Genomic DNA, 14,116 nt, shown 5'->3' with positions numbered 1-14,116 from the left:
GATGCCTGTTTTTACTGTCTTTATTGGCAACTATCTATTGTTTTCATAACATAATTTGCCATTATGTTTAACATGGTTGACTATAGTGGAAACCAAATCGGTTATGAAAAAGAGTATGAACATGGCGCGGCATAAACTCACGGATTCAAAGGTCAAAGCAATCACGAAGGTCGGAGTCCATGGTGATGGTGACGGGCTTTATCTGCGGGTTCAAGCCTCTGGAAGCCGTTCTTGGGTTTTCATTTGGCGACGATTTGGAACCAGACGTGAAATTGGTTTGGGGCCCTACGGTTCGGGGTCTGGCCACGTCTCTCTCGCATCAGCGCGGGTTAAGGCACAAGAAGCCCGGGATATTGTCGGACGTGGTGGCGATCCCAAAATTGAACTTTCAGAACGGCAATCGGCAATTAAGCAGATGACCTTTGGTCAGATTGCGGATGAGTTTGTTGATACAATGAAACCCAAGTGGAAAAGTCACAAATCGCTACAGCGCTGGGAGCGGTTCACAAAAACCTATGCAAAGCCCATTCGTAAGGTCCCTATCGAAAAAATCAGTACAGATGATATTTTACGGGTTCTGAAGCCGCTCTGGCATGAAAAGCCTGAGTCTTCTGCCAAGTTCCGTGAGGCATTAAAACTAGTTCTGGATCATGCAAAAGCTCGAAATTTACGAGCAGGTGAAAACCCAGCCGAATGGAAAGGCAATCTTGAGGCATTACTGCCGCCTCCAAAGAGGCTCGTTCGCGGTCACCATGCGGCAATGCGGTATCAGGATATAGCAGCTTTTCTTCAACGCCTGTCCGCTGTTAACGGCGTATCGGCTATGGCACTAGAATTTACCATACTGACTGCTGTGCGTAGTGGTGAAGCACGAGGCGTAAGATGGGATGAGATTGATCTGGATAGTAAGCTCTGGACTATCCCCGCTGCAAGAATGAAGGCTGGACGAGAGCACAGAATTCCATTGTCAGATCGAGCTGTGGGTATATTGAACACTATGCAAAAACTGTCTGTTAATGAGTTCGTGTTTCCGGGATCAAGAGGACTTAAACCTCTTTCAGATATGAGTCTAGCCAAAGCGCTCAAATCGGCCGGTGGTGAAGGATTTACTGTACATGGATTCCGTTCGGCTTTTCGTGATTGGGTGGGAAATGAAACGAGTTTCCCTCGTGAAATAGCAGAGGCGGCACTAGCCCACGAAATTGGTAACGCCGTTGAGCGAGCTTACCGTCGAGGTGATGCATTGGAGAAGCGGCGCTATCTTATGGATGCATGGGCTTCATATCTCGGCGGATTTAACGCGGATGTTATCAGCCTAGAGCGTCGAGCTTGATCAATGGCGGCTGATGTTTAGTCGGCGCCCTTTTATGTAAAAGTTATCCACAGATTAAATAGATAGCATTATCAATGAAGAGCATTTCATTCTGATGGAAGTAATTCATATCGTATTACTATAAAAAAATACTATGTTATTTATTGTTGTTAGTTGTCGCTAAATTCACGATAGTTGCCTTAGTTAACAACGAGGTAGCACTATGACAACAATACCAAATCTAATCAGTCTAAATGATGCTTGCACACTGACTAGCTTAAGTCGCACGGCAATCAATAACTTCCGAAGCGAAGGTAAATTTCCAGAGGCCGTTGCGCTTAGTGATCGGCGGATTGCTTTCGTTCGTTCCGAAGTTGTTGCGTGGATTGATGGACGCATTGCTGCACGAGCTCAGAAGGCGGTATCCCGATGAGCTTTTCATACGGAACCGAACGCTCTGAGTCACCAAAGCACGAGAAGATCTCCAAAACGCTAAAATTCAATTACAGCCTTAAGGGCCGTAGAAAGCTACTTGCACAAGCAGAGCGCATCCGGTGCAAGGCGCAGCGCTTAGGGCTTTCTGCAAACAAGTCCGGCACAATTGGAGGATGGTCATTGAAGCTTTGGCGCTATGGAGAGATCATAGCAGGCCCACAACTCTACGACGACGAAATCGAAAAAATCCTGGACGATCTTATGAAAGAGGAATCCCCGCGCCATCGCCAAACGCCGCAGGGATCAGAATAAGCCATCCAATTGCAAAATCGAAGGCGAAACGAACATGAACCAATCATCTAGAAGATTCAACCTTTTCATCAACATTGCCCTCAGCACAGTGCTATTTGGAGCCGTTCACGTCCATTATTACACTCTTTGGATTCAGAAGCAGACGATCAAATTGGCGGGGATTATCAAATGACCGCCAATTTAGAACGCGCTGCAGCGGCGCTTAAAACACTGCGCGAACAGCCTAGCTTTGATGAGGCAACCTTTGCCTTATGGGATGCACAGCGGTTTACAGAAGCCCATGGCATTTCATCGGTGGACTTGACCGCCATCATCCAACAAACACGGCCAAAGGTGAATGCAGATAGATTTATCTGGCTAGAAGCCATCAATCAGCGCCATGACATTGGCGTTCGTGGCTTACGAGTAGCAATCGCGCTTTTCTCATTTGCGGGTGAACACGGCTATTGCTGGCCGTCCCAGATTGGGTTGGCTCGTCGTGCTGGATACCGTGATAAGGATGTGCGCAGCATTCGGCGCAGTCTCGCTGACCTTGACGAGATTGGATCCATCCGCCGCGTTGGGCTGGCAAATTTTCCGGCACACCTTGCAAGCAAAGCTCTGGGTGCCAAGCAAGATGGTGGATCAGGCCGAAGTTACCGTGGAACCGGCTATGCTTTGGTCCCGCCTGAACAATGGTCAAAGAATAGCTCAATAGGGTCGTCACAGCCCTCTAACAATAGGGTCGTCACAGCCCTCTATAACCACCAGTATAAACCTGCACAGGCTTCGCCTGATATTTCATCCAATCATGGAGCGCTAACCTTCAACGTAGAGTCTATTGATACGTGTATATCACGCACCGACTCTGGTGATTACACTATAGGGGTCCAAGCATGACCGCCAAAATCGACTATTTTCCAACCAGTCTTCATGACCGAGTCCGCTTAGTTGCTGCCGAACTTCAGCACAGTAAAGGGCTCACCCAACTTCGAGAGGTTAAAACAGCAGCTGGTCGTTTGGCAGAGCAAGCGCGATGTGCAGGAGCGTTGCGCTGGCAGGCAGTCCGCCTTGAGGATGAGTTCAAGGAAGCCGTTCTTGACCGCTTAAACGAACTGGCAGGCCAAGTAAACGAGCAAAGTGGCACCGTTCTGGCATTTGCGGGAGGTGCACGATGATGGCAGACAATCACATTGTAGTCATATCGCTTCACGACTCCGCAGAAGAAGCCACCACTCGCTGTAAAACCCTATGCCGTCAAATAAAGGCCATAGCCAACCATACAGAGGGGCAGCACATACAGCCCGAAGGGCGGAGGACACTGCAATGATGGATTCCATCACAGTTGCCACCGTTGACCTACGTTCGATCACATGGGTTTCACAAGGCGTTTGTCATGAGAACCTCGTGCAGGACAATGGCCGTGTTTACCTCGTGCATATAGCCGGTCAGTTGCGAGCACTCTCAGCTGACTACGCTGACGCCCTGCTGATAGCCGAGCGCATAGGCCGCGACACTGGCATACCGGTTATCGATGTTGTGATTGAAACCCTGCCAGAGAACGAACGGCTCGATCTGGTCGTTTTGCAACCCCGCCACAGGTAGGTTCTTTAAAAAGGGTGGGGGGTGGACCGCGGGTCCGAAGCACCGCAGTATTTGAGCGGTTTTATTCATTTTGAATTTGGGGTTCCGCTTCCGGTGAGAAAGGGCCGGTTATTCATCTTCCTCGCCGATAAGCTGAAGGTAATTTTTCTTGGAGATGCAAGCAGAAAGCTTGCATGGCAAGATCGAGAATTTGGATTGAAGATATCGCCATTCAACCTGGGCCTGAATTTTTCGGTTTGAAGGCATCTCAGAAAAATGGGTCGGTTCGGACATAACCAAATCAATTTTCTCACTGCCCTCCAAAATATGTTCGACCTGGTCTTTCACGATTGAAGTAATCATCTGTTTCCGCTCATGCCCGGCTGAAAGTCTAAAACTATCTTTCTCGGTTCCACCTTTCCACGACAAAACAATTGGTCGTTGGCTACGGTTTTCGATACGAAAATAAGCAGATGTGTTCATACTTCCGCGCGAGAGTGGTTTCCGAATAATGTAAGATACGGGCTTTTCCTTAGAGAATTTCTCCCAAAAAAAGATGATTCCTGTCAGGGTTCCAAAAATTGCCCCAAACCCTTTAAACCATTCAAATATATCCATGCCGCCTCAGACTCAAGTTGACAAAAAGCGATGATGCTTACAACGATCAATTGGGTCAAGGTTAGGCAGGGGCAACTAAAGAGCTGCCCCCACTTGTTTTAAGCATCACCGTAGCTCAGCCCAGAGAATGTGATCTGGGCGGATCGCCCAAGTTGCCGGTCAAGTGTGCCAGAAAGCGCCCCGGATACCTTTTGGGCTGCAGCCATTGCGAGCCGTTCAAGGTCGCCAGCAGCCGTCCCAGTCATATTGATCGTGACCGCGATATTGACCGGTGCAATAGATTGAGCGCTTCCAGTACCAAGCGCATGGTTCGGGATGATCGAGCCGGATCGTGAAGGCGAGAAAATTTCTGGCCCATCTTCACCGACCAAATAATTTTTGCCACCTGATACAGGCCCACCCGACGCACGTGCTCCATCCAGCTTGGGCGGCACTGCCGTAGTTGCAGGGGTTGGTGAGGTCCCAGATAGCCCACGCATTATCTCTGCGAACTGACGTGCCAGACCAAGAGCATGCTCAATATCGGCTGTGTTGACAGTAGGCGAGCCGTTGACGCTTAGCGCTTCCTCGATCTGAGAACCAATAACCGCTGCCTTCTGCTCTGCCTCTGCGCCGCCAGCCATTAAGGCTGCCACGTATCCGCGAATGCCTTCCTGAGCTGCAATAGGCCATCTGATTGTCGCGCCGGCAAGATCGACCTCAATATTTTCAGCTTCAGACCTCTTCCTAGCAATTTGAATGTTCGATGGGTTGATGCCCGTCTTACGCTCGACCCATTTATCGATGCCGCTCGTAAGCCCCCACAAGTTTCCTTCAGGATCAGCTACGGATAAACCACCGGCCACCGCACCACCGACGCCGAGCGGGCCGCCGGCGACACGCGACGCAAGACTCTTCCCCCGACTGAGAATACCGCCTGCAAGTCCGCCAGCAGCTGCACGGCCGCCAGCCCCCGCCAATCTGCCACCAACGATCCCTCCAATTACCGAAGAGGCAATACCGCCACTAGCGAGGGCGGCAAGCGCCGAACCAGCGCCATAAAGCGCAGACGTTAACCCCGGAAAGGTTCTCGCAGCCTCGTTCACATTTTCAACTAACGAGCCGAGGGGGCCAGATAGTGCGTCATATGCGCCTTCATTCGCTCTATCGGCTGTATTCTGCAAATCCTTGGTCTTTGACCATGTTTGTTCACGTACAAACTGGCTTTCTCGCTCGACGGTACCGCCAGAGCGGCCGAGCTCTGCATCGATGTTCTGGCGACGTGTCTTTTCAGACCGGAGTGCGAGTGCAGCCATCAACGCTTGCCTATCCGCAAAAACTTCACCGATAGCTGAGTTTTCGGCAATGTTGGCGGCACGTTCAAGCAGCATACGCTTTTCTGCGTTATTATGAGAAGATTCGAGCTTCGCCATTACCTCGCTGTATTGCGCGTCATTGCCCACTTGACGGTCAAGCACCTCGCCAAGTGCATCAATAGCAGAAAGGCCTTGCTGGCGTCGTTGGACCATATATGCCGACCAGTCGAACTCTCCATCCGCGCTGACTGGATCACCGGCTTTCGGCTTAACTGTGTCCGCCATCGTTTTGCGCAACTCACGCGAGTTGAGCTTTTGCAGCAGATTGACCAGATTGTTTCCAGCCTCGTCTGGTGTGCCAGCGGTCGCACGCGATACCTGATTAAGGCCAGTCAGACTCCGAACAGCATCGAGTCCGCCAAGACCGGCACCTCGTGCCAACGCAAGCTGCTGTGGAAACCAGCGAGCCATATCGCGCAATTCGAAACTGCCAAGCTGACCGCCACGCAGGGCCATATCGAAACCTTGCTGAAGGTCTGGGACTGCTACGTTATTATTCCGCATCGCAACGGCCATATTTGCAATATCCGCAGCGTTCGAGCCCGATGCATGAGCAGTTTTCAGAACGGGACCAAGGGCATCGAGCGCTTCTTCATCCTTGAACGCACCACTCGACACCAGAGCGTTTAGTGCTTCCGCAGCGCTCTCACGAGTGCCGCCGCCATCTCGCAGAGCTTGGTCAACAGCGTTTGAAACACGAACTTTTGCCGCCCGTTTAGCATATAAACTACCGTTACCAGCTAGAGTAGTTGCAACATAAGTTAGTGTTTCATCATAAGAAAGTGCTTTGCCTACTGGTCTCGCAAGCATGCCACCGGCAACGTATGCCCCTGCTACACCACCCGCAGCGGAATTCATCATTCCGCCTGGGCGATTGCCTTGTGCGCGTGCAGGCAGAGGCTTGCGTGCTTCCCGATCAAGCTCACGCATTTTGCGGATGGTTTGTGCAAGCTGGCGCCGGACTTCGGTTTGCGAGTTGGCGATTGCCGAGCGGCTGTTGAGTCCAAATATGCGGAGGCCTCGTTCGGAGTCGCGAGCTGCCGCAGCCTGCTCTCGGAATGAGTCTCCCATTCGCTTTAAGTTGCTTCGTGCTGTTCGCAAATCAGCCTGCATTTTGCCGGTCGGTTTGGTCACTGTGGCGAGCGCCGTCTCCAGCTCTTTGACGCGAGCGCGTGCACTACGAAACTCACCGAAGGTGGATGCTAGACCACGGCGCAGCTCTGTGAAACGACCAATCTCATTTGATTTACGCCGCAGATGTTCGAGTTGACCGACAAGGTTCTTAGCTCCCTTGAAGCCGCCTTTGCCGAGCTTGCTGATTGAACCCTCAAGCCCGCCAAGCGCTTTTGATGAGCCTTTAGCCGGTCCTGAAATGGCATCAATCATCTGCAATCTTAAAGTAGCCGTACGTGTTGTCATTGTATTCTCCAATATATTGCACTGACTCAATGGTCTAAGATATGATTGTAACAGAATTAATTGTTGCACGTTACACGTAGATGCATTGAGAGGTACTTATTTATGGGCATTATAACACAAGCAGATCTAGCCAAATCAATGCACATTTCTCGCATGCAAGTATCTCGTATCATGCGTGAAATAAAACGTGAAAAATTACCGCTGTCTGATTTTGATATACTTCGTGTTCTCACGATTAAAGAAATTCAGAAATTCGGTTTTACAAGCGCAGTCGCAATTGAGCTATTGAATGAGTTTGAGGGCGAGCTACGGTTTCTGCACAACTCAACCGAAAACAACTGCTGGGTTTTGTTTGTTGAGCGTGAAGACCGCAGTTATCGCCTTACTTCACTCAGTAAAGCGCATTTGCACTCAGTGATCGACGCGGTTGGCATGGCACTTGTGTTGCCGCTGCATTGTATCTTTGCAGCTGCACAGTACCAGCTTGCCAAGATCAAGAAGGCAAAAGCCAAGCAGGTGGCGGTATGACACAGCAAAAGCCTGAAATGGTAACTCGTACGGCTGCCGTTACCGGTTCACTCAATGCCGAGGAACGTACTGTTCAAGTGATCTTCGCCAGCGAGCAGCCCGTGCGCCGGTACTCGTGGGAAGATGGACCGTATGACGAAATCCTGCTGTGCAAGCCGGAGAACGTCGATCTGACCCGTGCCGACAACATGAGCCTGCTGGATTCACATGGCGCATACAGCCTTGATGATCGTTTGGGATCAATTGTGCCGGGTTCAATCCGGTTCGAAAAAGGCCAAGTGATTGCAACCGTCAAACTCAGCCGACGAGCAAAGGCCGAAGAGCTTTTTCAAGACATTCAGGACGGTATGAGCCTGCCAATCAGCGTTGGTTACAAAATCCAGCAGGAAGAACGCACTGAGGCAGAGGCCGGCGGCGTCGCAGTAGTCCGCGCCCTGAAATGGCAGCCAATGGAAATTTCAGTTGTGCCGGTGCCAGCTGACCCAACCGCAAAAACCAGAAGTGAGAACACAATGCCACAGCAAGATAATACTACCACGCAGCCCGAACGCGCAGCACCCACAAACGTTATTAACGAGCGCCGCCGCATTTCAGAGCTGCGCTGGATCGCACGCACTGCCGGTGTGTCGGATGCCGATCTGGACGCTGCAATCGACAACGGTGAAACTATAGATGCATTCCGTAGCCGCGCTTTTGACACCATGATCGAGCGTCAGGGCAAGACACCAACCTTCCCGATGGTGGAGACCCGTGGCATGGGTGGCACCGATGAGCGCTATGAACAACAGGTCCGGGCACGACAGGACTCGATTATTGCTCGCATGACTGGAAGCGCGCCCGAAGGCCACGCCCGCGAGTTTATGAATGCCTCGCTGATTGACCATGCTCGAGGCCTTCTGGATGCACAGGGCATCAACACCCGTGGCATGACCCGCGAAGAGCTATTGGGCTATCGTGGTCGCTCATTCGGAATGCACACAACAAGCGACTTCCCGATGCTTCTGCAGGGCGCTGGCGAGCGGGTAATTCAAACAGCTTATCAGGCCGCACAGAGCCCGCTGAAGACCTTGCTGAGCCGTGCCAGCACCGCAACAGACTTTCGCGCTAAATCCAAGCTGAAGGTGTCGGACGGCGGCTTGCTCGAAAAGGTTAACGAGTCTGGGGAGATCAAGTCTATGACACGTGGCGAGGCCGCAGAGTCATACAAGATCGACTCTTACGGCCGCATATTCGCTCTTAGCTTCCAAGCTATCGTTAACGACGATCTGGGCGCATTCAGTGACTGGTCCGTACAGGCAGGCCAAATGGCCGCGCTGACTGAAAACAAGATCCTTCTAGATCTGCTTTTAGCAAATGGCGGCCACGGTCCGGTTATGGGTGAGGACGACAAGCGATTGTTCGACGCAGATCATGGCAACCTCGCTGTTTCCGGATCTGCATTGAGCGAAGCCAGCTTGGCGGCTGCAATCCTCGCCTTCCGTAAGCAGAAAGCTTTGGGCGGTCACCGCATCGCTGTTGCACCGAAATATCTTCTGGTTGGTCCCGAGCTTGAAATCACGGCACAGAAGCTTGTTGCATCGATTAGCGCAACCACTACCGCCGAGGCCGTGCCAGAGGCTATCAAGGCGCTTATCCCGATTGTCGAGCCAAACCTCGACGGCAAGGCATGGCGCATCTTTGCAGGCCCTGCAGCAGCACCGGTCTTTGAACATGCTTATCTCAGCGGCCATGAAGGCGTGCAGCTTTCAACCCGTGAAGGTTTTGACCGACTTGGTACTGAGTTCCGAGCAGTGCTGCACTTTGGCGCAGGAGCTGTGGACTATCGCGGAGCATACCTGAACCAAGGGGCATAATTGATAACCATATCTGAGGGGGTGTTTTGTTCGCGCTTTACACCCCTTCAAAACCGCGCCGCTGATCGTGGTCTCCAAACAATCAGCCCATAGCCAGCCCGTGAGGACGGGTGGAGGCGAGCCAGAGATGGCATCCGCTTTTTAGCAGCTACCCTTGGACCCGTATCTCGGTCGGAGTGAGGGGTAGCAATCTTTCAAACCAAAGGATTAGCAACATGTCGATATTCGACCGAATGGACCGCGTAACTAGCCGCGTTGTAGATCGCACTCATGCTGTAGCCTTTGAGCTGCAACCGGTCTTAAAAACACCAAATGGCCGTCCAATTACCGACGCTTATCGCTCCCTATGGTTTGGAAAAGGTATTTTCGAAGAAAACCCGCAGGACGTGCCGGTTGAGATAGGCAGACGGGATCGAGCAGGTAATAACATTCAGACGCTGGTTACCGGTCAAAGATTTGAGCTTAGTGTTGATCGTCGCAGCTATGTGGAAGCCAGCGCAATTAAGCAGGGCGACCGAATCTTGATGACAGACAGCCGCTCATTCGAGGTTGTGGAAATCAAGCCGGACGGGCTGAGCCGTATTGTGTTCGGGCTTATTGAGTTGTTGCAATAGTTAAAGTCGTTCTTGGTCAGAATAACTTAGTCGTTGTTTATTTTTGTCGTGAAGCCATTCTGATAAAGTGCGTACTCTCTTCTGGTTCATCAACATGTATGGAAGGCAAAGTGCTGTGAATGTCTCTTTGAAAGACAATATTTTTTTATAATTTTCATCAGAAATATTATTAATTTTCTCACGCTCCTCATCACTTAATTTCTCTTTTTGTAATTGTTGATATGCAAAACCATAACATGCAGTTACCTCTTTAATTTCAAATATCGCGTTGCAAACCTCATTACCAAAAAGAAAACGGGAGCTGTGATAAATATCCAATATATGTAATGAAACTGTAGCCGTTGATAATTTTCTTTTTTCACTAAGAGAGGAGCCAACAACATCAATAATCTCATTATAAATCTTTAATCGGCGTTCAAATAAATCAAAAACTACCTTCTGATGAGCTGTCCTCCATTGTTTATAGGCGATATAACCTACAGAAATACCAATGATGACTGATGGTGCGATCTTGATAAACTCCAAACACAAGTTTACATTGGTCATTACTTTTCACTCCCATTATCATCGTTATATTTGATAAATTCTTTACTTTTCCTGCTAGCGAATTGGGTTTTGGTTTGTGCAGATTAGGCTACATCGAATCTATTAATCGTTAAGAGAGATTTTCTGCAAATTGGATTAGTCTCGCAAAAATAAGCAATATTACGGGTTAACCCGTGTTATGAACAAGGTTATGCGCAGTTAATTTTTTGATATATTTTATTTTTTAAAATCAATAGCTTAGATTGATGTTTTGGCGCACCCGACAGGATTCGAACCTGTGACCTCTGCCTTCGGAGGGCAGCACTCTATCCAGCTGAGCTACGGGTGCGCAGTCGCTTTTGATATAAAGCAAAGCCGTTCTAACCCAAGCGATCTTTCGTATCAATGGGGTATGGCCGAATTGATTGCAGATTATGTGCGTAACTTTGCGGTTACTATCATTGATTTACCGCGCACCGCCTTATCCCTGCCAGGTCTTTTTCATCGTGCAGCATTTATGCGAGCAGATGAGTGATTGCTTTTTCTCAAAGGGTGGAGATCGGGCAGGCTTTGATATAGTTGAAGCCGATAAACCGCGCTTATTGCTGTGTTTTTACGGTGCTTGTGATTCTGCACCGGTGTGATTTTGAAATAAAACGGAATAATCTCATGCCTCAGCCGTTAGCCCTGACAAGAAACATATAAGGGCTCAGGCTTATGGCAGAACAATCACTTCATAATATTACAAGACTTACACCGGCTAAACCGGCGGACAGTTCATCAAAAGCTGTTGTGCCGGTATCTGCAATGCCGCTGAAACAAGTGAAGCAAATCATTGCGGCACTGATCCTTGGTTTTTCAGCTATTTTGATTTTTGGAGCGATTGACGGGCTGACCATGCCAATGCGGGTGTCCGTTGCGGTTTTCATCATCACGCTTGTTTGCTGGGTAATATTGGATCTGCCGGAAACACCTGTGGCGCTCAGTGGTGCAATCGCACTGGCTGTTACCGGAACCGTGAGTAATGAGGCTGTCTATGCAGCGCTTGGCAAAGACATAATCTGGTTGATGTTAGCGGCTTTCATCCTTGCTGCTGTTTTACAGGCATCAGGTCTGATTGAGAAGTTGCTGCTGCGCAATCTGACAAGGCTGAAATCCGTCCGGTCGCTATTTTATCTGCTGACATTATTTGTCTTCATGACGGCTTTCATTATTCCTTCCACCTCTGCACGTGCAGCAATTTTGCTGCCTGTCTATGTGGCAATTGCCGGTTCGGCAGTCAGCGCCGGTTTTACCCGTGCTTTGGCCTTGTTATTCCCCACGATTATTCTGTTGTCTGCCGGTGCGTCACTCACTGGTGCAGGCGCACATCTGGTGGCTGCTGATTTCATCAGCCGAACCGGTGGTCGTGAAATGGATTTTCTCAGCTGGATTGCTTTTGCCGCGCCATTCTCACTGCTTATCAGTCTGATTGCCTGCGAGCTCATTCTGCGCTTGTTTTTGAATGCTGAAGAGCGCAAGCAATCGCTGCCGCAATGGACGGATAAGCAGGACGAAACAGCACTGACACGTCAGCAGAAAATGCTGTTGCTGATTACCGCCGCAACCGTGGTGATGTTTGCCACTACGGCATTACACGGTATTGATATGCCATTGATTGCCTTGATTGCCGCATTGCTGGTGACATCTGAAAAGCTCTCACCGGTTTCCTTTAAAAAAGCACTGAAACTGGTGGAGTGGAACCTGTTACTGTTTCTTGCCGGTACTCTGGTAATCGGCGAGGCGCTGCTCACCACCGGTACTGCGGAACTGATCGCACAGCGGATGCTGAGTGCTTTTGGTGCCGGACTGGCCGGTTATCCGGCGCTGATTATCGGTTTTGCTGCGATCACGGCGACCTTGGCGCATATTGTCATCAATTCCCGAACTGCCCGAGCAATTGTGCTGATACCTGCACTTTGTCTGCCGTTGGCCGGTCTTGGAATTGCAGTCACGCCGCTTATTCTGGTGGTTACACTGGCCAGCGGATTTTGTCAGACACTGCTGGTTTCCGCAAAGCCTGTCACATTGTTCGGCACAGCTGATCCGCAACCTTTCAACCAGCGGGATTTGCTGCGGCTGGCACTCTGGCTGATCGTGCCCTTCATTGGATTGTTGATGATATTTGCCTTGCTGATATGGCCGATGCAGGGAATGAGCCTGAAATAATTCAAAGAGTTACATAGCCCCGATGAAAATCGGGGCTTTTTTTATGTTTTTTGAAAATAAATAAAATTTTGCGGAATAAACCGCATCAGCCGCCGTTCTTCCCTTGCAATTCAATTGTCACAATTTGCAAAGGAAACTGTCACAATGTCTATCACTGTTCTGGTTGCCCCATCAGGTTTCAAAGAAAGCCTGTCCGCGGATGAAGCTGCAGATGCGATTGAGAAAGGCATTCGACGGGCTGTGCCGGATGCACATATTATTAAAGCGCCGATGGCAGACGGTGGCGAAGGTTTTACCAAAGCGCTGATTAATGCCACGCAAGGTACATTGCATGAGGTGATGGTGACCGGTCCGGTCGGCCAGCCGGTGCAGGCACATTTCGGATTTCTGGGCACGCGCGGTGCCAATGGTGACGCCAAGCGCACAGCCGTTCTGGAAATGGCTTCGGCCGCAGGACTGAGCCTTGTACCCCGCGACCAGCGCAACCCGTGCCTGACTACCAGCTATGGTGTCGGCGAATTGGTCAAAGCCGCACTGGATGCCGGTGCCGAGCGTATTCTGCTGGGCTGCGGTGACAGCGGTATTAATGACGGTGGTGCAGGTATGGCGCAGGCACTCGGCATTAAACTGCTCGACAGTGCAGGGCGCGTGCTGGATGCCGGTGGCGCTGCTCTTGGCAAACTTGCCGCAATTGATATCAGTAATCGCGATCCGCGTCTTGAAACTGTGCAGATTGATGCGGCTGTGAACTGGCATAATATGCTGCTGGGAGAACGTGGCGTGGCTCGTGTGTTTGGCCCACAGAAAGGCGCTACGCCGGAGCAGGTGGAAATACTGGCACATGCTATGGAAAATTATGCGCATCACATCGGTCTGGCGACCGGTATAGATGTCGGCGCGGCGCAAGGGGCAGGGGCTTCCGGTGGCTTGGGTGCTGCGGTACTGGGTCTGCTCTGCGGCAAGCTGCATCCGCGCTATGAGATCGTTATGCAATATCTCGATCTTGATCGTTATCTGACGGATGCTGATCTGGTGATTACGGCTGAAGGCAGTCTGGACGGGCAGACACCATTCGGCAAAGTCCCTGCAGAGGTTGCCTTGCGTGCTAAAAAACGCGGTACTCCGGTGATCGCGCTGGCGGGCACAATCGGGAAGGGTGTACGCCTCAATCTCGATCATGGTATTGATGCTTTTGCATCTATCCTGAGCCGCCCCTGCTCACTGGAAGATGCGATTGATGCCGCCCCTAAACTATTGGCACATGCCTCGGAAGATGCCGTACGTATGGTGATGATCGGTATGTTGATGAACCATCGTATGGCCGCCTGAACAAAACAAGTGCCTTAATTATAAGCCCTGAAACATCAGTTTCAG

14 protein-coding genes and 1 tRNA gene are annotated in these 14,116 nt (G+C 50.6%); 11 read left to right on the top strand and 4 right to left on the bottom strand.

What is annotated here, in order from left to right:
- The first annotated feature begins 85 nt into the window (after nucleotides 1-85).
- The 6 genes from KHQ09_RS09665 to KHQ09_RS09640 all read left to right on the top strand — a co-directional run bounded on the left by KHQ09_RS09665 (nucleotide 86) and on the right by KHQ09_RS09640 (nucleotide 3,643).
- A complete protein-coding gene (locus KHQ09_RS09665) occupies nucleotides 86-1,333 on the top strand; it encodes a tyrosine-type recombinase/integrase (RefSeq protein ID WP_338019235.1) in 1,248 nt (415 codons plus the stop codon).
- Between the two features lie 202 nt (nucleotides 1,334-1,535).
- Nucleotides 1,536-1,745 carry a helix-turn-helix transcriptional regulator gene (locus KHQ09_RS09660; RefSeq protein ID WP_213597962.1) on the top strand — a complete coding sequence of 70 codons (210 nt, stop codon included), beginning with the start codon at nucleotides 1,536-1,538 and terminating at the stop codon, nucleotides 1,743-1,745.
- Nucleotides 1,742-2,059, top strand: coding sequence for a hypothetical protein (locus KHQ09_RS09655; protein WP_213597960.1), 318 nt, complete (start codon nucleotides 1,742-1,744; stop codon nucleotides 2,057-2,059). Before KHQ09_RS09660 ends, KHQ09_RS09655 begins: the two co-directional genes overlap by 4 nt.
- Nucleotides 2,060-2,227: 168 nt before the next feature.
- Entirely contained in the window at nucleotides 2,228-2,938 is a 711-nt protein-coding gene (locus KHQ09_RS09650; protein WP_213597958.1) for a helix-turn-helix domain-containing protein, read from the top strand.
- Entirely contained in the window at nucleotides 2,935-3,216 is a 282-nt protein-coding gene (locus tag KHQ09_RS09645) for a hypothetical protein (RefSeq protein WP_213597956.1), read from the top strand. The genes KHQ09_RS09650 and KHQ09_RS09645 overlap by 4 nt, the downstream gene beginning before the upstream one ends.
- Before the next feature lie 148 nt (nucleotides 3,217-3,364).
- Nucleotides 3,365-3,643 carry a hypothetical protein gene (locus KHQ09_RS09640; RefSeq protein ID WP_213597954.1) on the top strand — a complete coding sequence of 93 codons (279 nt, stop codon included), beginning with the start codon at nucleotides 3,365-3,367 and terminating at the stop codon, nucleotides 3,641-3,643.
- 108 nt (nucleotides 3,644-3,751) lie between these two features.
- Here the strand turns inward: KHQ09_RS09640 and KHQ09_RS09635 are convergent, their stop codons facing one another.
- Nucleotides 3,752-4,240 (bottom strand): hypothetical protein, encoded by a 489-nt coding sequence (locus KHQ09_RS09635; RefSeq protein WP_213597952.1) that lies wholly within the window; start codon nucleotides 4,238-4,240, stop codon nucleotides 3,752-3,754.
- 98 nt (nucleotides 4,241-4,338) lie between these two features.
- Nucleotides 4,339-7,014, bottom strand: coding sequence for a phage tail tape measure protein (locus KHQ09_RS09630; RefSeq protein ID WP_213597950.1), 2,676 nt, complete (start codon nucleotides 7,012-7,014; stop codon nucleotides 4,339-4,341).
- A gap of 102 nt (nucleotides 7,015-7,116) precedes the next feature.
- On the opposite strand from KHQ09_RS09630, the gene KHQ09_RS09625 reads away from it, so the two are divergent.
- The 3 genes from KHQ09_RS09625 (at nucleotide 7,117) to KHQ09_RS09615 (ending at nucleotide 10,009) form a co-directional block, all read left to right on the top strand.
- Nucleotides 7,117-7,542 carry a hypothetical protein gene (locus KHQ09_RS09625; protein ID WP_213597948.1) on the top strand — a complete coding sequence of 142 codons (426 nt, stop codon included), beginning with the start codon at nucleotides 7,117-7,119 and terminating at the stop codon, nucleotides 7,540-7,542.
- A complete protein-coding gene (locus tag KHQ09_RS09620) occupies nucleotides 7,539-9,395 on the top strand; it encodes a prohead protease/major capsid protein fusion protein (protein WP_213597946.1) in 1,857 nt (618 codons plus the stop codon). The genes KHQ09_RS09625 and KHQ09_RS09620 overlap by 4 nt, the downstream gene beginning before the upstream one ends.
- Nucleotides 9,396-9,610: 215 nt before the next feature.
- Nucleotides 9,611-10,009, top strand: a complete 399-nt coding sequence (locus tag KHQ09_RS09615; RefSeq protein WP_213597944.1) for a hypothetical protein — start codon at nucleotides 9,611-9,613, stop codon at nucleotides 10,007-10,009.
- Here the strand turns inward: KHQ09_RS09615 and KHQ09_RS09610 are convergent, their stop codons facing one another.
- On the bottom strand, nucleotides 10,010-10,555 hold the full coding sequence (locus tag KHQ09_RS09610; protein WP_213597941.1) for a hypothetical protein: 546 nt from the start codon (nucleotides 10,553-10,555) through the stop codon (nucleotides 10,010-10,012). It abuts the gene before it with no gap.
- Nucleotides 10,556-10,806: 251 nt separating this feature from the next.
- A tRNA-Arg gene (locus tag KHQ09_RS09605) sits at nucleotides 10,807-10,883 on the bottom strand.
- Between the two features lie 368 nt (nucleotides 10,884-11,251).
- On the opposite strand from KHQ09_RS09605, the gene KHQ09_RS09600 reads away from it, so the two are divergent.
- Together KHQ09_RS09600 and KHQ09_RS09595 are read left to right on the top strand one after the other, a co-directional pair.
- Nucleotides 11,252-12,742 carry an SLC13 family permease gene (locus KHQ09_RS09600; RefSeq protein ID WP_238481606.1) on the top strand — a complete coding sequence of 497 codons (1,491 nt, stop codon included), beginning with the start codon at nucleotides 11,252-11,254 and terminating at the stop codon, nucleotides 12,740-12,742.
- Nucleotides 12,743-12,886: 144 nt separating this feature from the next.
- Entirely contained in the window at nucleotides 12,887-14,071 is a 1,185-nt protein-coding gene (locus KHQ09_RS09595; RefSeq protein ID WP_213597939.1) for a glycerate kinase family protein, read from the top strand.
- The last annotated feature ends 45 nt before the right edge of the window (nucleotides 14,072-14,116 follow it).

It is taken from the genome of Pseudochrobactrum algeriensis, assembly GCF_018436245.1.
Taxonomy (GTDB): Bacteria; Pseudomonadota; Alphaproteobacteria; order Rhizobiales; family Rhizobiaceae; genus Pseudochrobactrum; species Pseudochrobactrum saccharolyticum.
The sequence above is the reverse complement of the archived record's forward strand: the minus strand, read 5'-3'. Positions and strand labels throughout refer to the sequence as shown.